This window comes from uncultured Roseibium sp. (genome assembly GCF_947494555.1).
Classification (GTDB): Bacteria; Pseudomonadota; Alphaproteobacteria; order Rhizobiales; family Stappiaceae; genus Roseibium.
Genome location: NZ_CANLVF010000003.1, coordinates 568,371 through 592,706, shown reverse-complemented (window position 1 = coordinate 592,706; position 24,336 = coordinate 568,371). Strand labels below are relative to the sequence as shown.

27 protein-coding genes are annotated in these 24,336 nt (G+C 57.7%); 14 read left to right on the top strand and 13 right to left on the bottom strand.

Annotation, left to right across the window (positions count from 1 at the left end; all coding sequences use genetic code 11):
- Positions 1 to 86: 86 nt before the first annotated feature.
- The 5 genes from Q0915_RS17460 to Q0915_RS17440 form a co-directional block, all read right to left on the bottom strand.
- Positions 87 to 1,142 carry an L-idonate 5-dehydrogenase gene (locus tag Q0915_RS17460; RefSeq protein ID WP_299476194.1) on the bottom strand — a complete coding sequence of 352 codons (1,056 nt, stop codon included), beginning with the start codon at positions 1,140 to 1,142 and terminating at the stop codon, positions 87 to 89.
- Positions 1,143 to 1,150: 8 nt separating this feature from the next.
- Positions 1,151 to 2,428 (bottom strand): TRAP transporter large permease, encoded by a 1,278-nt coding sequence (locus Q0915_RS17455; protein WP_299476192.1) that lies wholly within the window; start codon positions 2,426 to 2,428, stop codon positions 1,151 to 1,153.
- 2 nt (positions 2,429 to 2,430) lie between these two features.
- On the bottom strand, positions 2,431 to 2,928 hold the full coding sequence (locus Q0915_RS17450; protein ID WP_299476190.1) for a TRAP transporter small permease subunit: 498 nt from the start codon (positions 2,926 to 2,928) through the stop codon (positions 2,431 to 2,433).
- Positions 2,929 to 2,991: 63 nt separating this feature from the next.
- Positions 2,992 to 3,969, bottom strand: a complete 978-nt coding sequence (locus Q0915_RS17445) for a TRAP transporter substrate-binding protein (RefSeq protein ID WP_299476188.1) — start codon at positions 3,967 to 3,969, stop codon at positions 2,992 to 2,994.
- A 5-nt stretch (positions 3,970 to 3,974) separates the two neighbouring features.
- Positions 3,975 to 4,703, bottom strand: a complete 729-nt coding sequence (locus Q0915_RS17440; RefSeq protein ID WP_299477070.1) for a GntR family transcriptional regulator — start codon at positions 4,701 to 4,703, stop codon at positions 3,975 to 3,977.
- A gap of 128 nt (positions 4,704 to 4,831) precedes the next feature.
- On the opposite strand from Q0915_RS17440, the gene uxuA reads away from it, so the two are divergent.
- On the top strand, positions 4,832 to 6,052 hold the full coding sequence (gene uxuA / locus Q0915_RS17435; protein ID WP_299476185.1) for a mannonate dehydratase: 1,221 nt from the start codon (positions 4,832 to 4,834) through the stop codon (positions 6,050 to 6,052).
- 34 nt (positions 6,053 to 6,086) lie between these two features.
- Here the strand turns inward: uxuA and Q0915_RS17430 are convergent, their stop codons facing one another.
- Complete coding sequence (locus Q0915_RS17430) at positions 6,087 to 6,899, bottom strand: LuxR C-terminal-related transcriptional regulator (protein WP_299476184.1); 813 nt, start codon at positions 6,897 to 6,899, stop codon at positions 6,087 to 6,089.
- A gap of 267 nt (positions 6,900 to 7,166) precedes the next feature.
- Here Q0915_RS17430 and Q0915_RS17425 point away from each other — a divergent pair, with 267 nt between their 5' ends.
- Both Q0915_RS17425 and Q0915_RS17420 read left to right on the top strand, forming a co-directional pair.
- Positions 7,167 to 8,345: an MFS transporter gene (locus tag Q0915_RS17425; protein WP_299476181.1), complete on the top strand. Its 1,179-nt coding sequence runs from the start codon at positions 7,167 to 7,169 to the stop codon at positions 8,343 to 8,345.
- Positions 8,342 to 8,881, top strand: a complete 540-nt coding sequence (locus Q0915_RS17420) for an amino acid synthesis family protein (protein WP_299476178.1) — start codon at positions 8,342 to 8,344, stop codon at positions 8,879 to 8,881. Before Q0915_RS17425 ends, Q0915_RS17420 begins: the two co-directional genes overlap by 4 nt.
- Before the next feature lie 65 nt (positions 8,882 to 8,946).
- Here the strand turns inward: Q0915_RS17420 and Q0915_RS17415 are convergent, their stop codons facing one another.
- Positions 8,947 to 10,239: a fasciclin domain-containing protein gene (locus tag Q0915_RS17415; protein ID WP_299476176.1), complete on the bottom strand. Its 1,293-nt coding sequence runs from the start codon at positions 10,237 to 10,239 to the stop codon at positions 8,947 to 8,949.
- Between the two features lie 250 nt (positions 10,240 to 10,489).
- On the opposite strand from Q0915_RS17415, the gene Q0915_RS17410 reads away from it, so the two are divergent.
- Positions 10,490 to 10,804, top strand: a complete 315-nt coding sequence (locus Q0915_RS17410) for an antibiotic biosynthesis monooxygenase (protein ID WP_299476172.1) — start codon at positions 10,490 to 10,492, stop codon at positions 10,802 to 10,804.
- Between the two features lie 57 nt (positions 10,805 to 10,861).
- Here Q0915_RS17410 and Q0915_RS17405 read toward each other — a convergent pair whose 3' ends face one another.
- A complete protein-coding gene (locus Q0915_RS17405) occupies positions 10,862 to 11,323 on the bottom strand; it encodes a DUF302 domain-containing protein (protein ID WP_299476169.1) in 462 nt (153 codons plus the stop codon).
- A gap of 225 nt (positions 11,324 to 11,548) precedes the next feature.
- Here Q0915_RS17405 and Q0915_RS17400 point away from each other — a divergent pair, with 225 nt between their 5' ends.
- The 6 genes from Q0915_RS17400 (at position 11,549) to Q0915_RS17375 (ending at position 17,164) form a co-directional block, all read left to right on the top strand.
- Positions 11,549 to 11,995, top strand: coding sequence for a DUF4174 domain-containing protein (locus tag Q0915_RS17400; protein WP_299476166.1), 447 nt, complete (start codon positions 11,549 to 11,551; stop codon positions 11,993 to 11,995).
- Between the two features lie 93 nt (positions 11,996 to 12,088).
- Positions 12,089 to 12,547 (top strand): DUF3429 domain-containing protein, encoded by a 459-nt coding sequence (locus Q0915_RS17395; protein ID WP_299476163.1) that lies wholly within the window; start codon positions 12,089 to 12,091, stop codon positions 12,545 to 12,547.
- Positions 12,548 to 12,807: 260 nt separating this feature from the next.
- On the top strand, positions 12,808 to 13,485 hold the full coding sequence (locus Q0915_RS17390) for a cupin domain-containing protein (RefSeq protein WP_299476161.1): 678 nt from the start codon (positions 12,808 to 12,810) through the stop codon (positions 13,483 to 13,485).
- Between the two features lie 20 nt (positions 13,486 to 13,505).
- Positions 13,506 to 14,579, top strand: coding sequence for an FAD-dependent oxidoreductase (locus Q0915_RS17385; RefSeq protein ID WP_299476158.1), 1,074 nt, complete (start codon positions 13,506 to 13,508; stop codon positions 14,577 to 14,579).
- A 223-nt stretch (positions 14,580 to 14,802) separates the two neighbouring features.
- A complete protein-coding gene (gltS, locus tag Q0915_RS17380) occupies positions 14,803 to 16,032 on the top strand; it encodes a sodium/glutamate symporter (protein WP_299476156.1) in 1,230 nt (409 codons plus the stop codon).
- Positions 16,033 to 16,087: 55 nt separating this feature from the next.
- Positions 16,088 to 17,164 (top strand): DUF4105 domain-containing protein, encoded by a 1,077-nt coding sequence (locus Q0915_RS17375; RefSeq protein ID WP_299476153.1) that lies wholly within the window; start codon positions 16,088 to 16,090, stop codon positions 17,162 to 17,164.
- Here the strand turns inward: Q0915_RS17375 and Q0915_RS17370 are convergent.
- On the bottom strand, positions 17,148 to 17,792 hold the full coding sequence (locus Q0915_RS17370; RefSeq protein ID WP_299476151.1) for an NAD(P)-binding domain-containing protein: 645 nt from the start codon (positions 17,790 to 17,792) through the stop codon (positions 17,148 to 17,150). The genes Q0915_RS17375 and Q0915_RS17370 overlap by 17 nt on opposite strands.
- Positions 17,793 to 17,880: 88 nt before the next feature.
- Between Q0915_RS17370 and Q0915_RS17365 the strand changes: the two genes are divergently transcribed.
- The gene (locus Q0915_RS17365; protein ID WP_299476149.1) at positions 17,881 to 18,780 is read left to right on the top strand and encodes a LysR family transcriptional regulator; all 900 of its coding nucleotides are present in this window, start codon (positions 17,881 to 17,883) and stop codon (positions 18,778 to 18,780) included.
- Between the two features lie 91 nt (positions 18,781 to 18,871).
- Here Q0915_RS17365 and Q0915_RS17360 read toward each other — a convergent pair whose 3' ends face one another.
- From Q0915_RS17360 to Q0915_RS17345, 4 genes are all read right to left on the bottom strand, one after another.
- A complete protein-coding gene (locus tag Q0915_RS17360) occupies positions 18,872 to 19,435 on the bottom strand; it encodes a DUF1190 domain-containing protein (protein WP_299476146.1) in 564 nt (187 codons plus the stop codon).
- Between the two features lie 91 nt (positions 19,436 to 19,526).
- Entirely contained in the window at positions 19,527 to 19,937 is a 411-nt protein-coding gene (locus Q0915_RS17355; protein ID WP_299476143.1) for a DUF350 domain-containing protein, read from the bottom strand.
- Positions 19,938 to 19,958: 21 nt separating this feature from the next.
- A complete protein-coding gene (locus Q0915_RS17350) occupies positions 19,959 to 20,603 on the bottom strand; it encodes a DUF2491 family protein (protein ID WP_299476140.1) in 645 nt (214 codons plus the stop codon).
- The gene (locus Q0915_RS17345; protein WP_299476135.1) at positions 20,584 to 21,639 is read right to left on the bottom strand and encodes an ion channel; all 1,056 of its coding nucleotides are present in this window, start codon (positions 21,637 to 21,639) and stop codon (positions 20,584 to 20,586) included. The genes Q0915_RS17350 and Q0915_RS17345 overlap by 20 nt, the downstream gene beginning before the upstream one ends.
- Positions 21,640 to 21,800: 161 nt before the next feature.
- Here Q0915_RS17345 and Q0915_RS17340 point away from each other — a divergent pair, with 161 nt between their 5' ends.
- Genes Q0915_RS17340 through Q0915_RS17330 form a run of 3 tightly spaced genes read left to right on the top strand, consistent with a single transcriptional unit; the run spans position 21,801 to position 24,136 of the window.
- On the top strand, positions 21,801 to 22,244 hold the full coding sequence (locus tag Q0915_RS17340; protein ID WP_299476132.1) for a DUF2170 family protein: 444 nt from the start codon (positions 21,801 to 21,803) through the stop codon (positions 22,242 to 22,244).
- Positions 22,245 to 22,279: 35 nt separating this feature from the next.
- Positions 22,280 to 22,951 carry a PspA/IM30 family protein gene (locus Q0915_RS17335; protein ID WP_299476129.1) on the top strand — a complete coding sequence of 224 codons (672 nt, stop codon included), beginning with the start codon at positions 22,280 to 22,282 and terminating at the stop codon, positions 22,949 to 22,951.
- 18 nt (positions 22,952 to 22,969) lie between these two features.
- Positions 22,970 to 24,136, top strand: a complete 1,167-nt coding sequence (locus Q0915_RS17330; RefSeq protein ID WP_299476127.1) for a glutathionylspermidine synthase family protein — start codon at positions 22,970 to 22,972, stop codon at positions 24,134 to 24,136.
- The last annotated feature ends 200 nt before the right edge of the window (positions 24,137 to 24,336 follow it).

Sequence of the window (24,336 nt, the reverse complement as noted above, 5' to 3'; positions counted from 1 at the left end):
GCACGACAAGTCATCTGCCACTGGTGCTTGCCCGCCGGGTGCTGGCAAAGCCTGCTGCAAACGCGCCCGGCCTGCGTGGAGCCTAGTCAATCAGCCCTGTAACCGTTGAAGAGAATATGCACTTTCATGGCATGTGTCCGGTCTCCGGCCTGTGTGAAGGCGTCGACGGCCTTCTCAAGCGGAAACGAGGGGCTAATGATCGGTGCCACATCTATCGAGCCGCTGTTGATCGCTGTGACGCTTGCGGCAAACTCGGCATGGAACCGGTGTGTTCCCCTTACCGTGATTTCCTTGCTGACAATCAGATTGAGCGGCACGGGCGTGTCTCCGGCAACTCCGACCGCAATGAACGTGCCGCGCGGCCTGAGGCAGAGCAGCGCGTCTCTGATTGCAGACGCGGCTGCAGAACACTCAAACGCGACATCGAACTGCCCCTTGTCTGTCTTGTAGGGATCGAGACCATCACATTCTGCTGCAAGGTTGACAGTCTTGCTCGCACCCATCTGTTTTGCGACGCTGAGTGGCATGGCTTGCAGATCTGTTGCGACGATTTCGGTCGCACCGGCTTCCCTTGCGACGGCTACACAAAGGGCGCCGATCGGACCCGCACCGGTCACAAGAACACGTTTCCCCTTGAGATCCGGAGCTTGCGCACGTGCATGCAGGCAGACGGCAAGCGGTTCAGCGCATGCGGCCGCGCGCGGACGAATATCCTGGCCGAAACGGTGAACCTGTTTTGCGGGAACCACAATCCGTTCACGGAAGAGGCCCTGTTCGTGCGGCAACCGGTAGGCGGATCCCATGAACCGCATGTCGAGACAATGCACGTCGTTGCCCTCCTTGCAGTAGAGGCAGTGTCCGCAGGGCTGGCTTGGGTTGATGGCGACGAGGTCGCCTGTGTGCACCGCGTCGACATCAATGCCGGTTTCCACGACGCGGCCGGCAGCTTCGTGACCCATCGCAATCGGTTCCCTGACGCGCACCGGACCGAAGCCGCCATGATCGAAGTAATGAAGATCGGAACCGCAGATGCCACCGGCAAGAATGGCAATCTTTACGTCGCCGGGCCCGGTCACCGGCTCGGATTGTGTTTCGAGCCTCAGATCATGGATACCATGCAGGACGCAGGCACGGGATGTCATGGCGGGTCCTATCCGAAAATGAGATTTGGCAGCCAGGTCGCTAGCGCCGGAACAAAAGACACCAGCAGAAGGACGATGATGTTGCTCAGGAGAAAGGGCAGGATGGCCCTGACCACCGGCGAAAGCGGCAACCTTGCAATACCGGCGCAGACGAACAGACAGACCCCGACCGGCGGCGTTGTCAGCCCGATCATCAGGTTCAGAACGGCAAAGGTTGCAAAGTGCAGCGGCTCGATGCCGACGGCCTGTGCGAGAGACAAGAGCGGAACGAACAGAATGATCAGTGCGGCGATCGTCTCCATGAACATGCCGACAAAGAGCAGCAGGAGATTGATGATCAGCACGACGAGAATTGGATTGTCGGTGATTGATAGCACGGTCCCGGCAATTGCCTGCGGTATCCGTTCTGAGACGAGAATCCAGCCGAACACATTGGCCAGTCCGACCAGCGCCAGGATCGAGGCGGCCGAGACTGCACTGTCCGCGATTATCTTCGGGACTTTCTTCAACGGAAGCTCACGGTAGACGAATGCCCCGACAACAAAGGCATAGACGCTGGCGACAACCGCGGTTTCTGTGGGTGTCGCTATGCCGCTCAGGAGCCCGTAAATGATGATGCCCGTCATGGCAATCGCCCAGAAGGCGCTTGCGAAGGCGCGAAAGAGTTCGCCGGTGCCGCGCCAGGGTTCCCTGGGAAAGTTGTTCCGCCGTGCAATCACATAGCAAGTGATCATCATCGCGAGACCCATCAGCAGGCCCGGAACGGCCCCGGCCATAAACATCTGGCCGACGGAAATGCCGCTGAGGGCTCCGACGATGATCATGGGGACACTTGGCGGAATAATCGGACCGACCGTGGACGATGCTGCAGTGACAGCCGCCGAAAAGTCAGCCGGATAGCCGGCTTTTTTCATGCCGGGGATCATGACGCCGCCAATGGAGGCCGCGTCCGCGACAGCCGTGCCGGTAATACCGCCAAAGAGCATGGATGCGCCGATGTTGGTCAGGCCCAAACCTCCTCGAACCCAGCCGACCAGCGCATTGGCGAAGCGGATGATCCGCTCCGTGATGCCACCGTTGTTCATCAGGTTTCCTGCCAGAATGAACCCTGGAATGCTGAGAAGCACAAAGACATCGATACCGGCATAGACCTTTTGCGGCACCACCACGAGCGGAATGCCGGAGACCAGCAGATAGCTGAGGGAGGAAAGTCCGAGAGCAATAGCAACGGGGATACCGATCACGAGCGAGCCGATAAAGACGGCGAAGAGTACGAAGACCTCCAAGGTCAGACCTCCTGCTTCAATTGTGAATTTTCAATATGCAGGAGCGTGAGAACGGCGCGCATCACGGCAAAAACAAAAAGAAGAAGAAACAGCAGAAAAACGCTGAAATGGACGAAGGACATCTGCAGGCCCATCGCCGGTGATTTCTGGAGAAATCCGATTTGAACGTATTTCCAGGCACCTGGCAGGAGAATGGCTGCAAGAAACGCGGTCGCAAGCGAAGCGACAACGTTCAGAACGCGTGGCCACGGATCAGGCAGGGCGTCGCAAACAATATCGACATTGACAAGGTCGCCGCTCATCAGTCCGAGCCCGACACCAAGTGCGGTCATGTAGATCAGGGCAAACCGGGTGAGTTCTTCCGTCCAGACCGGAGAATCACCGATTGCGCGGCCCAGGACCTGGGTAAGCACGGCGATGATCAGCACCATGAAGGCGATAAAAACACCTGCCCGGCACAAAAGCTCGAGCGCGCGGTAGATTTGCAAGATGACCTTCATGAAGCGACCCGGAGAAAGGCCCGCCGCCTTCCTTGAGGGCGGCGGGCAAGTTGGGGGAGGAAGTTACTTCTGGCTGTTGAAGAGATTTTCCACGATCGGTTTGATCTCGTCATTCACATTGGCCAGAACCGCGTCCTTCGCCGCCGCTGCGTAGGCCGCGCCGTCAACTTCGACAAAAGTCATGCCGTTTTCTTCCAGGTAAGCGCGATCGTCAGCAAGGCTGGTTTCCAAAAGGCCGCGCTCGAATTCCTGGGCGCGCTTGGCGGCTTCAAGAACGTGTGCCTGGTCTTCCGGGCTCAGGCTCTGCCAGGTCGATTCGGCGATTGTCAGGTAGATCCAGGACCGGACGTGCTGGGTTAGGTTCACATGGGACTGGACCTCATTGAAATTGGCGGAACGGATTAGGGCCAACGGGTTTTCCTGCGCGCCGATGGTGCCGTTCTGCAGACTTGTGAACACTTCTGAAAAGGCCATTGGTGTCGGTGCGGCACCGAGTGACTTCCATACGTCCACGAAGAGCGGGACGTTAGGCACGCGCATCTTCAGGCCCTCGAGCTGATCGGGAGCCGCAATGGCCCGGTTCGATGTCAGGTTCCGCGGGCCGCGTGCAAAATACGCGATCGGCCGGATCTGTGCCTTCTCGATGATTTGTGCCTTGATCTGGTCACCGATTTCTCCAGAGGCCACCTCATCCATGTGCTCTGTGGAGGCATAAGCATAAGGTACGGCCAGAAGCGCGGCCATCGGCGCCCAGTTCTGGAGGCTCTCGCCGGTGATCGTCATGTCGACCGTACCCAGCTGCATGCCGTTGATCAGGTCGATTTCCTTGCCGAGCGATTCATTCGGATAGACTTCGACCGCGATCCGACCATCGGTCAGTGCGGAGAGTTCCTCGCCGAATTTGACCGCCGCCTTGTGCCAGGCATTCTGCTCATTCGCCAGATGGCCCAGTTTCAATGTGGTGTCCTGTGCCACCGCAGCACCCGCCACAAACTGCGACACGAGGCAGGCGGCGAGGAAATTGCCAATTCTGAATGTCATGACTCTCACTCCCGTTTGGATGATGATCCATCAGTCGCCAGATCCTCGCAGCGATCGAAATAGACCTGATTTCTTTCTATGATCTGGGGCAGAGTCTTGAGGATCTCGTTCAGATGTTGCCGCATGGCCCGGGAGGCTGCATCCGGGTCACCCGCTTCAATCTGATCGACGATGGCGCTATGCTGATCGATCAGCGTGGCAAATGGAAAGAGTTCGAAGCTGAGGAACCGGACCCGGTCCATCTGGCTTTTCAGTCCTTCCACAAACTGCCAGGCCACGTCCTTGTCAGCCGCCTCCGCGAGCGTGCGGTGAAACTTTTCATCTTCGTTGATGAAGTCTGCTGAGGACGTCTTTCCGATCTTGGCCTGATGCCGCAATTGCGATCGCAATTCCTTTACCAGTGCCGGCTGCGGTGTCTGGGCGAGCAAGCGCACAATGTCCGCCTCGACCGCTTCCCGAACGAACCGCGATTGCAGAACGGTCGGGTAGTCGATCCTGGTAACAAGCGTGCTGCGTTGCGGCCGGATCAGGAGCAATCCTTCCTCAGCCAGTTTTATGAATGCTTCGCGAACCGGTTGCCGGCTGATGCCATAGCTTTTGGCGATCTCTGCCTCGGACAGCTTGCTGCCCGGTGGGAGGTCGTTCTTGACGATGCGTTCGCGCAGAATGCGCCGCACCTGCGGCGCTATCGCAAGCGTATCGTCAAGCCACGTATCGATTCCGACTTCGTTCAACACGAGAAGCCCTCCCAGTGCGGTTATCTGCCATACTGCCATACTAGTCAACAAAAATTTGACAAGCGGCTGCCAAGCATTCAAAAAATGCGTTACATGTTGATCCAACGGTATAGGAGGGAACCGGCTTGCGCGAAACATGGAGATGGTTCGGACCGGCTGATCAGGTCTCGCTAGACGATGTCGCGCAGGCGGGTGCGCGCGGGATCGTTACGGCACTGCATCACATAGCGCCGGGGGACGTCTGGTCGTCGGAAGAGATTGCCAGCCGTCAGGCAACGATCCGGAGCCAGTCCGTGCATCTGCCTGAGCCGCTGGAATGGGAGGTCGTCGAGAGCCTTCCGGTTTCGGAAGACATCAAGCGGCAGACGGGTAACTGGCGCGACCATGTTGAGGCCTACAAGACCAGCTTGTCTCATCTGGCGGCGGCCGGGATAAAAGTCATCTGTTACAATTTCATGCCGGTTCTCGATTGGACGCGAACAGATCTGGCCCATGCTGTGCCGAACCGGGCCACATGCATGCGTTTTGATCTCGCTGACTTCGTTATGTTCGATATGTTCCTACTGAAGCGCGAGGGCGCGGCATCCGACTTTCCCGAAGATGTGGTCGAAGCAGCACAGCAGCGTTTTTCAGAGACTGACGACACCTTCAAGGCAGCGCTCGTGAACAACATCATATGCGGCCTTCCCGGTGGCAATGATCAGCTCACGCTAGATGATATCCGGGCGCATCTGGCTGCTTACGAACCAGTCGATCAAGCTGCTCTTTCGTCCCATCAGACGGCGTTTCTGGAACTTGTCGCTCCTCACGCCCAGTCGCTCGGCCTGCGACTTTGCTGCCACCCGGACGATCCGCCCTATAGCCTTTTGGGACTACCCAGGATCATGTCGACGGAAACAGACTATAAACGCCTGGTGAAGTCGGTTGATTTGCCGGCAAACGGGATAACTCTTTGCTCCGGGTCGCTCGGTGCCCGTGCCGACAACGATCTTCCCGGCATCATGCAGCGCCTCGGCGCGCATGTTCATTTCCTTCACCTGCGCAATGTAGCGCGGGAGCATCAAACGGTCTTCGGCTCTTTCCATGAATCGGAGCATCTCGGCGGCGATGTCGATATTCCGGCTCTGATTGCAGCGGTGCTTGCGGAGGAAGAAAGCCGCCGGGAAGGCGGCCGCGAGGATCACTCGATCCCCTTCCGTCCGGATCATGGGCAGGACATTCTGGACGATCTGTCCCGCCGGGCTCAGCCAGGCTATCCCGCGATTGGCCGGCTTAAGGGGCTTGCCGAATTGCGCGGCGTCATTGCCGGTCTGGAATACGCCTCCCGGCGAGGGGCCGCCGAGTGAGCACACACCGGGTCCGATGAACGCCGCCGGCCAATCACTCTCCGCTTGTGAGTGCTCTCAACGCGCTCACCATCCGGGCATTGTCGAGCGCGATGACACTCTGGTCCGCAAATGTTTGCGCAAGAGCCGTCGCCTGCGCATTGAACGGCCTGACCTGTTGGCGGTAGATAGTGAATGCGCCGACGAGACGGTCGCCGGAAAGCATCGGGATTGCAACAAAGGAGCGGGCTCCACCGAGGTCAGCTGTTGCGTGTCGCAGCGGCTCTTCCGTGCGGTAAAGACCTTCGGAGCGGACATCGACGATGTTGATGATGTCATGCACCGTTTCCATGCGCCCAAGGCCGGTTCCTTCACCGACGGAAAAGACGTCCTGCTTCTCGAGCCAGTCCCGAAAGTTCCGGGGAATACCGCGCGTGAAGCCGGCTGAGAATTTCTGGTCACCATGATATTCAAACAGGATCCCGCACTCGGCATCGCACAATTCCAGGGCATGGCCAAGGATCGCGGCCATGACCTGTTCTGTGTCGCCGCGCGAACGGCTGATAATGCGCAGGACTTCGCTTAGTGCCCTTTCCCGTCCGATGGCCTCTTCCAGGCTGAGCGCCAGCTCGGAAATAACAGCTGCGTGGTCGGTCTGGTTGTCATTTGGTCCGCTGTCGCCTTCAAGGCGGGCATGTAGTTCAAGCTTTGAGGAGACTTCCAGCTTTCGGTAAATCGCGGCCAGGTGCGTACGCACGGTTGAAGGCGCGATGTGCAGGCGCTCCGCAATCGCGTGGTAGGTCCGACCCTGCGCATAGTCGCGGGCGATTTCCAATTCGCGCGGACTGAGTATCGTGTCTGGCTGCACCTGTTTCCGCCCCCAACCGGCTGACTTTGCGCATCCTGCGACTTCTTCTTGGAACGTGCAATCCCGCAGGTACTTACGCTGAATACAGCACCGGCACGCAGAAAATACCGCATCTGCATGATATTCGCCCGATGGCACCCCTCCTATGCTCGGCGGCACGGGGGATCAAATGACTGAATATGGATGTTCAACAAGTCCAAACGGGCCAAAAAGGCGGGCTTCGACCGACAGGCGCACCGGTTTTGAACCAAAGATCTGGTGCGCCTGATGCGCTGGCGAATGCTTGCATTGCTTTTCTTTGCGCGAATTGCGCTCGGTTTTCAGTTTCAGACCGCCGTTTCGGTTGGCGATGATCTCGTCACTTCCTTTGGGATCGACTATTCGGATGTTGGCTTTCTGATTGGCCTGTTCATGCTGCCGGGCCTTTTCCTGGCATTACCCGCAGGGATGTCTGGCCGGTTTGCTTCCGACCGTGTTCTTGCGTTTGTCGGATTAAGCGCACTAGCCTTGGGCGGGCTCTTGAGCGGTTTTGGTTCCGGTCCCATGATGATCGGCCTTGGACGGCTGGTTGCAGGCGCAGGATTTCTTCTCTCAACGCTTTACTTCACCAAAATGATCGCCGACTGGTTTGAAGGTCGGGAAATCTCCACCGCAATGAGCATTCTTGTCATGAGCTGGCCGTTCGGTATTGCCATGGGACAGGTTGGGCACGCCTATCTGGCCGATCTGCAAGATTGGCGGCTGCCTTTTGTTGTTGCGTCGCTCTACTGCGCCGCCGCTGCAGCCGGTGTTCTGCTGCTCTATCGTGCGCCGTCAGGAAAGCCGGCAGTGTCACGTGGAAGCTCCAGCCGGCTGAGTGGCCGGGAGTGGCAATTGATCCTGCTTGCCGGAACCGCATGGGGCGTATTCAACGCCGGATATGTCGCCTATCTCTCCTTTGCACCGTTGATGCTGGAAGAACTTGGCCATGCGCCTCTGCAAGCTGCGGCACTCGTCAGCATCGCCAGCTGGATCATGATCTTTTCAGGCGCAGTGTGCGGTCAGATTGTCGACCGGTTCAATCATCGGGATCTTGTCCTGATCGTCTGCATGACCGGTGCCGTCGCTTCGCTCTGGCTGGTTGGACTTTCCGGAAAAGGTCTTGCGGCAAGTCTTCTTTTTGGGCTTGTCGGCATGGCGCCCGCCGGTGTCATCATGGCCCTTTCAGGCGCGGCGGTGGCTCCCGCGCGGCGCGCCTTCGGAATGGGGATCTTTTTCACCGTCTACTACGCAATCATGGCCGCCGGACCACCCTTGTCCGGCTGGATTTACGAACGGGCGTCGACTGCGGGGGCATCATTGGCGTTTGGCATGTGTATGTTCGCGCTCGTCGTTCCGGCTGCATTGATGTTTCGCCTGGTGCGTCTCAATGGCCGGGAGAATGCGCCGAAGGAGGATAATGGATGAAATTGCGAAAGACGCTTTTGATTGAGGAAACCGTCGAGACCGATGAATTCGGAGTGGCCTGTGATCCGTTGATCCGCATGGCAGCGCTTGCGGTCCTGGAGAATCCGTTCGCCGGTACTGACACTGACGACCTCTCCGACCTCTTCGAAATAGGGGCCGTGCTCGGTGACAGGCTTGCCAGCAGGATCATGCGCCATTTGGAGGGACCGCCGACCGGTTATGGCAAGGCCGCAATCGTGGGTTCTGAAGGCGCTGCCGAACATGGCGCGGCCCTCCTGCATCCGAGGCTCGGCAAACCCGTCCGCGCGGCCATCGGTGGCGGCAAGGCATTGATGCCCTCCAACGTGAAAGTGGCCGCGCTCGGTGAGACCATTGACCTGCCTCTCGGTCACAAGGACGAAGCCTGGGCGTTCAACTACATCGATACGCTAACGGTGGGCATTGCCGACGCGCCGCGCGCGAACGAGATCGTATTGTGTGTCGGCATTGCGAGTGGCGCGCGCCCGCGTGCCCGTGTCGGTGACGGTCCACAATAGAAAACGGCACCGGCCGGATGGCCGATGCCGTCTCGGGCGCGCTCGCGCGCAGCTAGGCCCTGCCGTTAGCTGAGCGGTTCGTCGTTCACCAGAAACTCGATCGCTGGTATGAGCGCAGCGGGGTCCACGTCGGACGCAATGCCGTTGAGCTCGATGGTACCAGTCAGGTGCGTGATCAGGAGATCTCCATCGTGTGACGCGCCCAAAGAAACCGCTGCCTGGGTGCCGTCGGTGTCTGGATCGGTGTCGAATTCAAGCAGATCCGTGAACTGAAGCCCCGCGGCGCCCGTCGCCGCAATCGCGTCCAGAACTTCCGGGTCGCCATCGCGCAGATCAAGAACCAGTTTGTCCCGCTTGGCATTGAAATCAGCGATAACGTCGTCGCCTTCGCCTTCACGGAACGGGTTGAAAATGAAGCTGTCGGCTGACCGGCCGCCGACCAGGAAGTCGTTGCCTTCTTCCCCTTCGAGGCTGTCTTTTCCACGGCCACCATTGAGGTAATCGTTGTCGGCTCCACCTTCGAGAACGTCTTTGCCGCGGCCGCCGATAAGACTGTCGTTACCGTCGCCGCCATCGAGGAAGTCGTGCCCGCGTCCGCCGTTCAAGTAGTCGTTGTCGGCACCGCCTTCGAGCGTGTCGTTGTTGCGTCCACCGAACAGGTAGTCGTTGCCGTCACCGCCCTTGATGAGATCGTTGCCCCTGCCGCCGAAAATGATGTCATGCCCGCCGAGACCATTGGCGATGTCGTCGCCCTTCCCAAGCGAAATGAAGTCGAAATGATCGGAGCCTATGACAGCGTCCGGACCATTACCGGTAAACAGGAAACCGCCCTTTGCAAACGTGATGTCATATGGCAGCAGAACGTTGTCGATCACATGAACAATGCCGTTGTCCGCGACAATGCCGTTTTCCGAGCCTGCGGGATTGGCAACGTTGGGATCGGCAAAGCCGTCGTCCTTGTCACCGAGCGAAAGACCGGATGACGTGTCCGGCTCGATCGTCTCGCCGGAAAGGGTCGTGATGCTGCTGCTGCCGGCCACCGCGGCACCGTCAAGTGCTCCGCCTGCGATATGATAAGTCAGAACATTCTTGAGGAAGGCCGTCGGGTTGTCGGAAGGCGACAACAGTTCCGATGCTGCAATAAGGGCTGGAACGACCTTGTTCTCATCCGATCCGACAGTCGGGTCGAGCGCATTGGCGAGGTTGAGAAATGCCTGGTCCGTTGGTGCGAAAACGGTAAGCAGTGCGTTCTTGTCACCGGCAGCGGCGGCAAGATCCGGAAAGGCTCCGAGAGCCGCGGTGAGAATTTGAAAATCGTTACTTCCGCTCGCGATATCGAGGATCGTGTTTGTAGGCATTTTTTGCGCTCCCTACTTGCGCCCCATCGCTCGTGTCTACGGTCAATCGGCCAAATGGTTTGCTCCTGCGCTCAATTTGCCGTTCACAGTGACGTGAACTGGGTGAACGAGCCGGAAAAGATCAAGAGGCGCCAAGCGACGCGACAGGTTCGCGAGGACAGGCGAAAAGACTTGAAAAACATGAGTAACCTACTCAGGTTACATGGCCAAGGCCACGCAATAGCGCACGGCCGCCAATCTGGAGCAGAACATGTATCTGGCAATGAATCGCTTTTCGATCCTGAAGGGTCAGGAGGACGCATTTGAGCAGGTCTGGAAAGAGCGCGACTCCCGGCTTTCCGAGGTGCCGGGGTTCCAGACATTTCACCTTTTGAAGGGCGCATTCGACGAAGACAGCGGTACGACCCTCTATGCAACGCACACGATTTGGTCGGACCGGCAGGATTTCATCAACTGGACGAAATCGGAGCACTTCCGCGCCGCGCATAAAAACGCGGGCAGCAACAGACACATGTACGTCGGCCACCCGCATTTTGAAGGGTTCGTGCCCGTTCTGAGTGAATGAACTCTGCGCCGGGCTTATCGCTGCCGCGTTCCGGCAACGAAGCAGCGATGAGCTACCTTACTTCGCTGCCGCTGCCGTCAGGTTTTTCAGGGCACCTGTCATCTTGACGATGCTCGGGTGGTCGGCCGGCAGGCCATGCGCGGCCGCAAGGGACGCCGGTGAGTGGTAGACCAGGATGGTGCCGTCGCTGGTTTCAATGATCGCAACACGGATCGGCAGATCGAGACCGGCTTCAGGCGCATCGCGGATCACCGGTGTTCCAAGCTGCGGGTTGCCGAAGATGATGAGCTCGTTTGCCGGAATTTCCATGTCGACGCTTTTTCCGCCTGCCGCATGATCGACACGGGCGAAGACCTTCGCTCCTGCCTTTTCGACTGCGGCAACGAGATTGTCTGCGGTCTGTTTTACGGAATGCGCGCTCGGAACGTGAACCCGGTCTGTACCGGCGGCATGAGCGGCCGTAAGCCAAGAGCCGACCACCAGAACGGACAGAAGCGTTTTGAAAGTAATGTTGAGCATTGAATTCTCCAGAGAAGGGAGTTGGAATGGAAGGCAATATCATGCAGTGATTGTCGCGAATGCCAATCACACTTTTATGAGCACAATGAAGCCATATTGCGGACGGCCGGAATACGCGGGCGGGCATGCGCTGTATTTTGTTTCAGGAATTCACATCCTTTCAGATCCGTCGGTCGCGGTTGATCGTAATCGAATGGTGACGGTCCATGGAGGGGCTCAAACAAGTTGGCAAGAACAATAGCAGTTTTGTTTGCGATGGTGGTTTCGTTTAACGCAGGTGCTGGCAGCGCGGCTTTTGCAAGCCCGTCCGATAGCTGGGCCTGGAAGTACAGGGTTCTCGTCGTATTCGCTTCGAACGACGAAGACCCTTCGCTGCGATCGCAGCGTCAGCAGCTAAAGGGCATGAGGTCGGAACTCGATGACCGCCACATGTCGGTCATCGAAGTTATCGGCAGCAACGCAACACACGTTTCCGGTCCCGATCTCGGTTTGTCGGGCAATGAATTGAAAACATTCGTGCGAAAAAAGGACGATCGCTTCGAAGTGCTGTTATTCGGAAAGGACACGGGCATCAAGCTGCGCTCTTCTGAACCTGTTGCTGCAAGCAATGTTTTTTCACTGATCGACACAATGCCGATGCGGCGGCAGGAAATGAAACGCAGTGGACGTTGAGGCAGATGCTTGCCGTTGCAATAAGGGCATCGGCACCCTAGCGGGCAGCCGGAATTGGAGTTGCGGGAGAGAATGACTTCGGAGAATACGCACATGTCTCCAAGCCCGACGCAGGCAGCCGTGCCGCTGCCGGCAAAGTGGCTCGGCGGGACAGGGGCTTTGCCGTTTGTCGCGGCTGCGCTGATTGCCGTCTTCGGTCCGCAAGTCTGGTCCGCGTGGGCGGCTTACGCACTCGCTGTTTATGGTGCCGTCATACTGTCATTTCTGGGCGGCATTCAGTGGGGTCTCACGATGGGGCGTGAAGGGCGACCAAATCTGTCCGCGACCAGGCTCGGGTTAAGTGTTGTTCCCTCGCTGATCGGCTGGGTTGCTTTGCTTATGCCAGTCTTTCCGGGCTTGCTGGTTCTCTCCGCCGCCTTTGCGCTTGTCCTATACCTTGACCTGCAGGCCTCGATGCGCGGCGAAGCTCCTGCCTGGTATCCGAAATTACGGATACCTTTGAGCATCGCCGTTATGGGGTCTCTTCTTCTCGGATCCTTGGGTACAATCTGATCCGAGGCAGCTGCAGGACGCACGAAGGCTGGAATTCCAAAACACCGAACTTCGAACACGCACGTTTGCCTGGATGAAAGCACCGCAGATAAGGCAGTCCTTTCACGCGTTCGTGAATTGAGTATCTCCAATAGAATCACGATCTATCTATCAGTAGATAGTTATGTTAATTTCGTTGCTGAACGTGAAACAACGCAATTTGGCGCAGGCCTTGTGCCGTAAGTCATGTGCACCGTCGCCGTGCTGAAAGGAAACAGGACATGGAACTGAATGCTGAATTTGACCAGAGTGTTCAGGTCGTGCCGCAACACCACAAGTGGGTGAAATCGCCAATGCCGGGCGTTGAGCGGATGATGCTGGACCGGCTTGGGGATGAAGTCGCCCGTGCGACGACGATCGTGCGCTATGCGCCGGGCAGTGCCTTCTCGTCCCATACACATGACGGCGGCGAAGAGTTTATCGTTCTTGAAGGCGTTTTCGAAGACGAGCACGGTGCCTTTCCCGTCGGCTCCTACATTCGCAATCCGCCGGGCTCGAGCCACACGCCGAGTGCGCCGCAAGGTGCGGTGATCTTTGTCAAGCTCTGGCAATTCGACCCTGAGGATCGCAGCCATGTGCGCATCGACACCAAAAAGCTGGGGTCGGTCGCGGACGAACAGCGAAAGGGCGTCAGGATTTCACCCCTTTTTGAAGATGCCCGCGAAAAAGTAAGCATTGAAATCTGGGACGCCGGCACGGGCGCCACGATCGATGCGCCGGGTGGTGCGGAAATTCTGATTTTGGAGGGCAACGTGATTTCGGGTGGCGAGAGGCTGGATCCCTGGTCATGGGTCCGCAGGCCGGTCGGTGAACAGATTGATCTGACCGCCGGCGTGGAAGGCGCGCGGCTTTGGATCAAGACGGGGCATCTCAATCACGTTTCGGCGCCCGGCGCCTGACGGTCGGAAAGGACACTCCGGTGAGACTCGAAAAAGTGGAGACGGCGATTGTCGGAGCAGGGCTAAGCGGTCTCGTGTCAGCGCGATCTTTGGTGTCGAGGAGGGAGAGTGTCAAACTCTTCGAAGCACGAGATCGTGTCGGCGGCCGTATTCTTTCGCTGTCCGGTGCGGTGTCGCACGACATTCGCTATGATCTCGGCCCTGCCTGGGTTTGGCCCCACAACGCGCGGATGTTGAAGCTCGTTGCCGATCTCGATCTGCCACTCATGCGGCAGCATTCTGCCGGGAGACTTGTGTTCCAGGATCAGAACGGTCTCATCCGGCGGGATCTCGACTTCGCAACAATGGGTGAAGCCTTGAGACTGCCAGGGGGGCTCGCGCGGCTTACCGACAAGCTGGCTGCCGATTTGCCGGCAGGCGCAGTCCTGCTCGAGCACGCCGTCACGGGTCTTGACGTATCGGAGGACGGAATTCTCTTGACGGGATCGGCAGCTGATGGCGCTTTCGGATTTCTCGCCGACCGTGTCGTTTTGGCCATGCCGCCGCGCCTGGTTTCAGCCCGGATCCGGTTCAGGCCGGCACTGCCTGAAGGTTTCTCCAAAATGCTGGATGCGGTGCCGACCTGGATGGCCGGTCACGCGAAGTTTGTTGCGATCTACGAGCGCGCGTTCTGGCGCGATCTTGGTCTGTCGGGAGATGCGATCAGCCATCGTGGACCGCTGTTTGAGATCCATGACGCGTCACCGGATGTCGATGCCTCCAGGGAAGCTGCCCTGTTCGGTTTCGTTGCCCCGGGCCGAGGCGGTTCTGACGGCGACGATGAGCCGCTTGAACGCGACGCAGTCGCGCATCTTGTGGAACTCTTTGGGCCGGAGGCTGCGCACCCGGTTCGTGTGCATCTGGTGAACTGGGCAAAGCAGCCCGAAACGGCAACGTCCCTGGATGTGCCTGACCTATCCGTCCATCCGCGGTATCGCCAGATCGGCCTGGATGCAGATCCCTGGCAGGGGCGAGTCCTCTTTTCGGGTACAGAAACGGCGCCTGAAAACGGTGGATTTCTGGAAGGCGCACTCGAGGCGGCAGAACGGATCTGAGAGACAGACGCCGTTGCCGATTGGCGCTTCGTCCGACGTACGCTTGGCGAAAGGCAATTTCCGATGAGACACCTGGATGGTCTTGGTCTTGGTCTTGCCGATGGACTACGATGAGTCTTTAAAGACAAGTGTAGTTCATGACCGGCAATCTGATCGGAAGGCAAGCGTGTTGACGAGGAACGCGTGAGCCACCGGCGGGAACGGTCAGCATACGGAGAAGTCTATGGATCCCGTGGCCGCTGCCGATCCGATCGTCATTGACAGCTTTGCAGCTTTCACATTGGGCATAATCGTTTATTTCCTGGGCGCGCGGCTCACAAAGAGATTCACGATCCTGTCGTCTTACAGTATTCCCGAACCGGTTAGCGGAGGGCTCGCCGCAGCCATTTGCGCGCTTCTCGTGGTGGTGGGCACGGGCCGGACGATCGAGTACGACCTGTCGGTTCGCGATTTTCTTCTGGTCTACTTCTTTACGACGGTTGGGCTGAATGCGCGCATATCCGATCTGACCCGCGGTGGTCCGATTCTGGCGGTGATGCTCGCACTCACGCTTGTTTTCATGATTGTGCAAAATGTTGTCGGCTCGGCAGGTGCGCTGCTTTTTGGCCTGCCCTCCCAGGCGGGTGTTCTTCTAGGCACGGCATCGCTGATCGGCGGACACGGAACAGCCATTGCTTGGGGCCCAACAATCGCCTCGCAATATGGTGTGACCGGTGCTGCTGAGCTTGGCATTGCATCGGCGACGGTGGGCCTCATACTTGCCAGCGTTCTCGGCGGGCCGATTGCCAAGTTCCTGATCGCCAAAAACAAGAGCGCTGCACCGGCTGGCGAAGAGGGGAGCGAGACACATGAAGCTGCGGCGACGGACGAAACGCGCGCTCCGATCAATCACGTCGAAATCATGCGGTGCATCCTTTGGATCCACGTCGCCATCGTAATCGGCTATTCTGCCCATGAGAGCCTGCTCACCGCAGGTCTGAAACTGCCGCTGTTTGTGCCCTGCCTGATTGCCGGCATTGTTTTGTCAAACCTCGTTCCCGCCATTTTCAAAAAAGCAAAATCACCGGCGGGTACTCAGTCCATGGATCTGATCAACGAGTTCAGTCTGTCGGTGTTCCTGTCGATGTCCCTGATGAGCATGGAGCTTTGGACGCTTGCGGGAAGCGCGGGTGTCCTGGCGGTAACGATGGTTCTGCAGGCGGTTGCCGCAACCCTCTTCATCGTCCTGATCGTTTTCCGGGTCATGGGACGAAATTACTTTGCCGCGGTGCTGTCTGCCGGTTTCGCCGGTTTTGCGCTCGGGGCCACACCCACTGCGATTGCCAACATGAAAGCGGTCACGCAGCGGTACGGTCCGTCCCCGCTGGCATTCATCGTCCTGCCGTTGATATCCGCTTTCTTTGTCGACTTGGCGAACGCGTTCATCATTCAATGGTTTCTGGCGCTCGGATGACGGCTTGTCTCGCTGCAAGACGGTCGAGTGATGTCAGGTCATGGGATTGAAGGCCGTGAAAAAACGCCTTGCGCGTCTTCTCGGGTTCTTGGCCGGGCTCGCTGTCATCCTGGCTTCAACCTTCATGGCCGCCGCCAGCTACTATTGGCTTGGCTGGCCCGACTGGCTGCGGACGGGTCTTGCGCTCTGTGCGGTTCCAGGCCTAGCCGCATTATGGTTTGTTCCCGGAACCGTTCGGCACTGGCGCCGGGTCGCGGTGATTGGTGCTATTTCGCTGTTCCTTTCGGCCTATTCCCAGAAGGAACTCTACCCTCAGAGCTTTGTGCCGCTGCATGAGCGCATTGTGGATGTGAAGTTCGACGGGGATCTTGCCGAAATTATCAATTTCCGCGACGCGGTCCATCAAATTGATGAGCCTGCCCAACCTCGCTGGACGACACGAACATTCGATCTGAATGAGTTGAGCGGGATACAGCTTATTTACCAGCCATTCGGCAATTCGGCGGCAACGGTCCACGTCATGATGAGTTTTGCCTTCTCAAATGGCGATCATCTGGCCGTATCCTTCGAGGCCCGGCGGACAAGTTGGGACACGTTTGATGCCGTTGCCGGGTTTTTCAAACACGATCAGCTTTATCCCGTGTTGGGCACGGAACGGGATCTTCTTTGGAAGCGGCTCGCGCGCGTTCCGCCGAACGATCTCTATTTCTTTGATCTGGAAGGAACAGGTGAAGAAGGAAGGGCGTATCTCAGACACCTTCTTGAGTTTGTTGCGAGCCTTCACCAGACGCCTCAATTCTATTCAACGATTTCAGAAAGCTGTTTCACAACGCTCTTGAAGCTCAGCCCGCGTCTCAGGGAAACCGTTCCCTGGTATGACCTGCGCCGCTGGGTTCCGGGTGCATCGGTCGGTCTGTTCCAGGAGCTCGGACTGATCGATAGCAGCGTCAGCGAAGAAGAGCTCCTGGAGCGGCAAAAACTGAGGCCGGACATTCGGCCGCCTTGGGAATTTGAAGATGCAAACACTTGGAGCAGCTATCTGCGCTCAAGGGTTGGGCGATCGGACCAGGCAGTCTTACGCCTGCAAACATCCGCGATCGGGACGTCGGAAAGTTTCATCGGACGTCCCTGACTTCGGGCTGAATGAAATTGAGAATGGTCTGCGGGTTTCGGCCGGCGAACAGGAACTTGATGACGATCGCTGCCGCTGCCTCCAGCTGGTACGCATATTCGTTGCCACCAAGACGCAGCGGTTCCGCACCGACATCCCCGATCAGCTCAGCTATCACCGCGTCGGCGCGCTCGTCGGCCGTGTACAAAGTCACCATCTGGCGACCGTCATAGGTCATGTCCTGGTCTTCCCAAACGGCCACCTGTGCCATGTTGAAGGCCTTGCCGACATGCGCGCCCGGAAGGTGACCGGCAATGGCTTGTGTCAGCGACCTTTTGTCGTCGCGCGTCGTCAAAAAGGTCTCGAAGTTGACCGGATTGTTGATGTCGATGACGACCTTGCCTTGAAAGACCTCCGGGCCACCTGCGCTGTCGATACCGCTGAAGACGTCCTCCCAACGTGTTGCGAGGACAATCACTTCGCCGAATGCAGCGGCTTCTTTTGCCGTGCCTGCGCTTGCGCCGACCTCTGCTGCGACATTGGAGGCCTTGTCGAGGTCCCGGCCTGACAACATGACCTGATGTTTGGAACTCCATTTGCCGGCCAGCGCTTTTGCCATGCCGCCGGAGCCGATGATGCCGATTTTCATGACCATCTCCTTTGTTGGTGCTGGCTTGTATTTGGCGGAGATCCTTTCATAATTGAAATTTCAAATTTGTATGTCAGGCATAATTAAAATGGATATGAAGCAGGGAGACCTGGGGCTCCTCATGGCCTTGGACGCGTTGCTGGAGCACGAGAGTGTTTCGGTTGCAGCTGGTCGCCTCGGTATCAGTCAACCGGCCATGTCAGCTCAGCTCAAGAGGTTGCGATACCTGTTCAACGATCCGCTTCTGACACCTTCCGGACGTCATCTGGTTGCCACAAGCCGGGCCCGTGCACTGCAGGGTGACCTGCGCAGACACCTTCAGGATCTCGATGCGCTCGTCAGGGAAAACAATGCTTTCGATGCGGCGACAACACGCAAGACCTTTGGCCTGATTGCAACGGACTATGTTCATGCGATTGTCGCGAACCGGCTGGAAGAACAGGTGAGGTCGTCGGCCCCTATGGCGCGGTTGGCCTTCTTGCCGTTTGAACCCAGGTCCATGTGGGATGCAATGGAAGGCGATGCTGCGGAGCTTGCTCTTGTCACCGGAATGAACTTGCCGGATGCAAGGTCGCGGACCGCGCTGACGGAAACGTTCTGCGTCATCATGCGCTCAGGCCATCCTCTCGGTGATCGGGATTTGACGCTTGAGATGTTTTGCGCCGCGCGCCATATCCTGATTTCGCCCGAGGGAGGCGGATTTGTCGGGGCGGTGGATAAAGCGCTCTCCCGGCTGGGCGCAAGCCGGCACGTGAGCGTGTCTTTGCCCAGCTTCCTGCTGGCACCGGCTCTGGTCGCGCAGTCAGACGCGCTGTGCGTTGTTCCAAGGCGTCTTGCGTCGCTCTATAGCGAAACAACGATTGCCCGGTCGCCGCCGTTTGATGTGCCGGGTTTTTCTGTCGATATGCTCTGGCATCCGCGCAGGCACAACGATCCGGCTCACATCTGGTTTCGCACGAAAATCGCGAACCTGATGAAGAAGCTTTGATTTCGTGGCACTTCTGTTCGATCTATTGGCGGGACTTCGGCGCGAAGCAGTAAAAACTGCTTTTGGCGATACGCCGTCGCCCCCGCCGTTGTTATCCGCCTCTGGAACCGAAACTTGAGCGGCTGCCAAACCCGCCACGCGATGCCATCGACGTGCGCGTTTGAACGCGCGCCGGGCTGGGAGGGCTCTTGACGGCGTCGTTATAGGTGCGCCAGCTGCCGCCGCCATAGCTACCGACATAATACCCGCGCGATGTGTAATACCGGCTGCTTCCGCGCTCAGGATAAACGGGCCGAACGTTCGAACGCAGAAGTTCATTGGTCAACGCGCCTGTAAGTGCTCCAGCCAGGAAATATCCGGATGGGCGCGGTGTGTAGTAGGTGCCCTGGTTCGTCGATTCGCTGACACAGACATTGTTGCCATGTTGTTCACTGCAAAGCGTCGGCGAGGCGTATCGCGGCCCGGAGGCCTTGTGTATGTCGGCACCGGCTGCGAGAGCCGTTGCGCAGACTTCATCGGCGACATAGCTGTCGGCGACACATTCGGTTTCGCTTTTGTAAACGCGTCCTTCAACGTCAGGCTCCTGCGAGCACCCGGCGAGTGTGACGGATGTCGTTGCCATGACCACCAGTTTGATTGACTTGGAACGCTTCATGAAAATTCTCCCGACCGTAGGTGCGGTCTGATGAAATTGGAAAGTTCAGGAACCGATGGGATTGTCCATGGGTTAGCCAATTCGAAATCGGTCAGTAGGTGATGCAGGCGGCGTTGAGCAGTCCAACCGTCACGGAGATTGCGGCAAGCTTCGTGCTGATGGCAATCTCACCTTGCTCGATACGCGAGGTGATCTTCGGGTAAAAACGCCGGAAGACCTGGTAGGCAATCAATTGCGCGACGCAGGCAATGATGCCCCAGACAATAAAATCGATGATGTTGACCGAATTCGCGGCAGCGCTTGCCAACGGCAACGAAAACCCGAAAAACGCCGCGCTGAAAACGAGCGAAGCCGCAACGTTGTTTTCCTTGATCAGGGCCATTTCGTCATGGGGTGTCATGACGGTGTAAATTTTCATGAAAATCAGCAACATGGCAATTGCCGCAACGAAATAGGCAATGAAGGGAATAATGCCGGCTAGGGATGCCTGTAGGTCAGCCATTGTTGATCTCCGGTAATGGACTTAGACAGAAAAATTATGTTGTTCGAGCGGAAAACCGATCATGTAGGCGATACTGCGTTCCGCATTGTCGGGTTCTTCCAGATTGACAAGAAGCATTTCATCCCGGCCTTCCTGAAGCGGCCGGGCAAAAAGCATCGCAGTTTGAAAGATACGCCGCCGTCCGCCTCCGGAGCGGTCGTCGCAGATTTCTTCCCAGTATGTCATCGGGTCTTCCGGCGTGGAAGAGGTGTCGAACCAGGCGCGTTCGAAACGATAGTCCGTGCCTTCATGAGGCACGGTGTAGGTCGTCTGGCGAATTGCGTCCTTGAGCCTGTTCCACTCGGTGTCGCTGGTGGGATACTGAACATCGAAAAAATACCAGAGCATCACCTCATCGACACGCGTGTCCGCTTCGCCATCGCCCCCCTGGATTTGTACGAGAAACCGGTCATCGTCCGGATAAAACCGGTGCATATGGGATTGTTCGCCTAGGTCACAATGACCCTGCGCGGTGATCATCAGTGTGGTGTCCGGTCTTTCCAACAGGCTTTCGGCAGGAAGCAAGCGCAACGCAATCGGGTCGAAAGTGATGCCACGTCCGATCGTCAGTCCGAGGATTTCAGGCGGTTGCCATTCCTTTGAACGCTTAAACAGTGATCCGAACATTTGCCCCCTCCAGACCATTGGAGATGTCACTCGCGCTCAGTCGCTCGTTGCTAAGATAATATATGGACCCACCTGAAGCCAGCTCGTTCGGGAAGGGGCGGAACAGAAAGTCCTTGTTGCCGGGTACCCTGACCGCGATCAGGGTGCCGTTGGACCTGCTCAACGAAGCCTCGATCGATGCGGTTCCTGTTGTGCCGTCGGCTTCGACGATCGCCGAGTAGATTGTCGCCCCGAACCCTGCAGTCGACAAGGCCATGAGGATCTGGCCGGCGCCGGGATCCTGCGCCGCGCGGACAAGCGACTCACACGCGTTCGAAACGACGGGCTCTACGTTCGCCAGCTTGCCGGCGCGCCGGGCCGTGTCCCGGTCTTCGAAATAGGCGGCAATGTGAACGTCTGTGTTCAGTTCCCGAATGGCGAGACAAGTGTTGAACGTCTCGGCATCGGTCCCGGCATAAACCAGAACCTTCTGTGCTCCTGAAATCGCGGCGCGTTTGAGAGATTGCAATGCGTCGAGCCGGTCCGCACGGATCAGGCGGATGCCTTCAGGAAGGTCGACGTTCTTGGATGTCGCGAGCAGAATAATCTTGTCGTCGCCATCTTGTCCCGCGATCAGATTCTCCACCATGAGCGGGGTTTTGTCCCGGTGGTACCCGACAATGACAGTCGCGTTTTGCACGCGTTCGTAGTTTCCGTTTCCGTCGGCCATACGCCTAACTCCTTCCACCAGTACGCCGGTCAGGCGGCCAAGAACGGCTGAGAAAATCAACAGTGCGCCGGGAAAAAACCAGAAGGCTGCAACCATGCGGCCTGCATCGGTTTCCGGTGACAGATCGCCGTATCCGACGGTTGAGGCCGTTGTGGCGGCAAAATAGATGAACGTGAGCGGGTTCGATGTCAGTCCGGTCTCGCCTGCGAGTATGAACAGAACCCAAGAGATGAACAGATAGGCACAGATCAGCGTCGCAAGAAGCCAAAGCTTAAGCTCGATAACGTGCTGATAAACCCGCGAAATGAGTAATTGTATAATTGGCACGGACGGATTCTTCCCCCGTTGAATCGCCGGAGTAATGTGGCGAGAGCAGGCGAGCTTGTCAAATCGCGGTAGCATGCCAAAAATCGCTTGAAACGGTAACGCTTCACTTCTACTTGTTCGATGCTGGGTTCTGGGCCCGGCCGTCAACTGGAGGCCAATGAATGAGCGCGCGTCAAACCCCTTGGTCATTACATGAGCTGAAGGAGGCACTCGAGAAGTCCGCTTCATTCGGCGAAAACGAGATCCGCTGCACGGTCAACGAAGTTCAGTCCGACGTTCTTGAGGTACAGCTTCAGTCGGCCGGCGAAATCACCCTCTATATGACCCTTGGCGAGACGCAGATCCTCACCTCGGTCGTCTTGTGGCCACGTGCCATGCAGGACGATCCGGCAGCATTCGAAGCGATGATGCTTCGAAACCACAAAAAGCTGTTGCCGCTTTGCGCCCTGTCGATCGATGATGTCGACGGCGAGGAATATTACGAGCTTTTCGGCGCCATGTCAGTTCGTTCCACACTGGAATCGGTCGAGACCGAGGTGCGCACGATCGCCAACTGTGCGCTTGAATTGGCCGCGGATGTCGGCCCGCGCACGAACGCGGCCTGAAGCCTGCCTAAGGATTGAAACGGGAAAACAGAGACATGAGTGTTTGGGGCAAGTTGATTACCGCGTTCAAGGGCCACGCCAACAAGGCCGGGGAAGCCGTTCAGGACGCCAATCTCATGACGATACTTGAGCAGGAAGTGCGCGAAGCCAGGAAGGCAATCGCCGCCGCCAAGGACGAGAAGGCGCGCATGTCCGCCAATCGCAAGCTTAAGGAAAAATCCATCGCCGAAGTGATGGGCGAGATCGAACGCAGGACCGAGGCCGCCAGAACGGCCAAGCAACAAGGCGATGAGCCGCTTGCCATCGAGATCATCAAGAGCGTCCTCAAACTGCGTGACAAGGTTGAGGCCGATCAGCAACTGTTCGACCAGTACCAGGCGACCGAGGAACGGATGAACAGCACGATCCGTCAGTCGGAAAACAAGATCGAAACGCTCCAGCGCAAGATGGAGAGCGCCAAGGCCAATGAGGCGTTGATCAAAGCTCAAAAGGCGGCCTCCACCAACACGTCGGCGTCAGACGGCAAGCTTGCCAGCGCGGTTGACAGTCTGGCTCGCCTTGAGCAGCGGCAGGCCGAGCAGCAAGCCATGCTTGAGGCCGCCGATGAAGAGGCACGGCTGGAAAGTGGTGCAGATCTGGAAGCCAAGATAAAGGCGCTCGAAAACCCGGGCAGAAGTGACGTCGCCGCGCTTCTTGAAAAACTCTGAAGATCTGATCGCCTGCAGATGAAACGGATATCGGTTCCGGAACGACCAGGATGGAAAGAACAGGCCGAAAAACTCGGTTTCGGCTTTCATACCATGTATGGCGCGCCCTATTGGGACGAGAGCCGGGCGTACGTGTTTTCGCTGGAGGAAATCGAACGGGATCTGGAGGATCCGTCCCAGGATCTCTATCGCATGTGTCTCGACCTGGTCGAGCGCGTCGTCCACGATACCGGGTTGCTCGGCAGAATGGCCATTCCCGCACAATATCACGATTGGATCCGCAGCTCCTGGGTGAACTCCGAGCCTTCGCTCTACGGCCGGTTTGACTTCTTCTATGACGGAACGGGCCCTGCGAAGCTCTTGGAGTTCAACGCCGACACCCCGACGGCTCTCTATGAGACCGGGTTCTTTCAATGGATGTGGCTGGAAGAGCAGATTGCAGCCGGTGTCCTGCCGAAAGAAGCAGATCAGTTCAATTCCGTGCAGGATCGGCTGATCGAACGTTTCGCCGCCATGTTTGCGCCCGGCTATCACATTCACTTCGCCTCATCCAAGGATCAGGATGAAGACCGGGCTACGGTCAGGTATCTGGAAGACTGTGCAAGACAGGCCGGGCTCAACCCGCATTTTGTCGCAGTAGAAGAGATTGGTGCCGACGCTCAGGGGCGTTTCGCGGACAACGACGAATTCGTTATCGACGCTCTTTTTAAGCTTTACCCCTATGAGGACATGTTCCGCGAGGAATACGGACCCTTTCTGCCCGGTGCGCCTTTGCGGCTGATTGAGCCCCCTTGGAAAGCGGTCCTGTCAAACAAGGCGATCCTGCCGTTGCTTTGGGAGATGTTTCCGGGACATCCGAATCTCCTTCCGGCCTGTTTCGAAGAGGATGCGAACGCGGACATATTGAAGGAGCCGCATGTGCGCAAACCCTTCTTCAGCCGGGAAGGTGCTAACATTACGGTTCGCGGCGTCGAAGGAAATGAGTTGTCGACACCGGGTCACTACGGCCAGGAGGGGCACATTCTTCAGGCATACCAGGAGCCGCCGAAAATCGGAGAAGACTACTCAATGATCGGGTCATGGATTATCGGCGGTCTCGCGTCGGGAATATGCATCCGCGAGGATCGCCACCCCGTCACCCAGGATCTGTCCCGTTTCGTTCCGCACGTCATTCTAGAGGACTGATGACCGCGTTGAGAATCCGAAGTTGCGGATTATTATGCTTCCTGAGAAACGAGATATGACTATCGTCGGGAATTGAATTTCCGTTTCGATTACCCGGAATGCGTCTTGCCAGGCTGACCTGTCTGCATTGCAAGCCGGGCCGCCCGCAATCGTGCGGTCTTCGCATCGCGCACTTCTGTCTCCGCCATCGTGATTTCCTG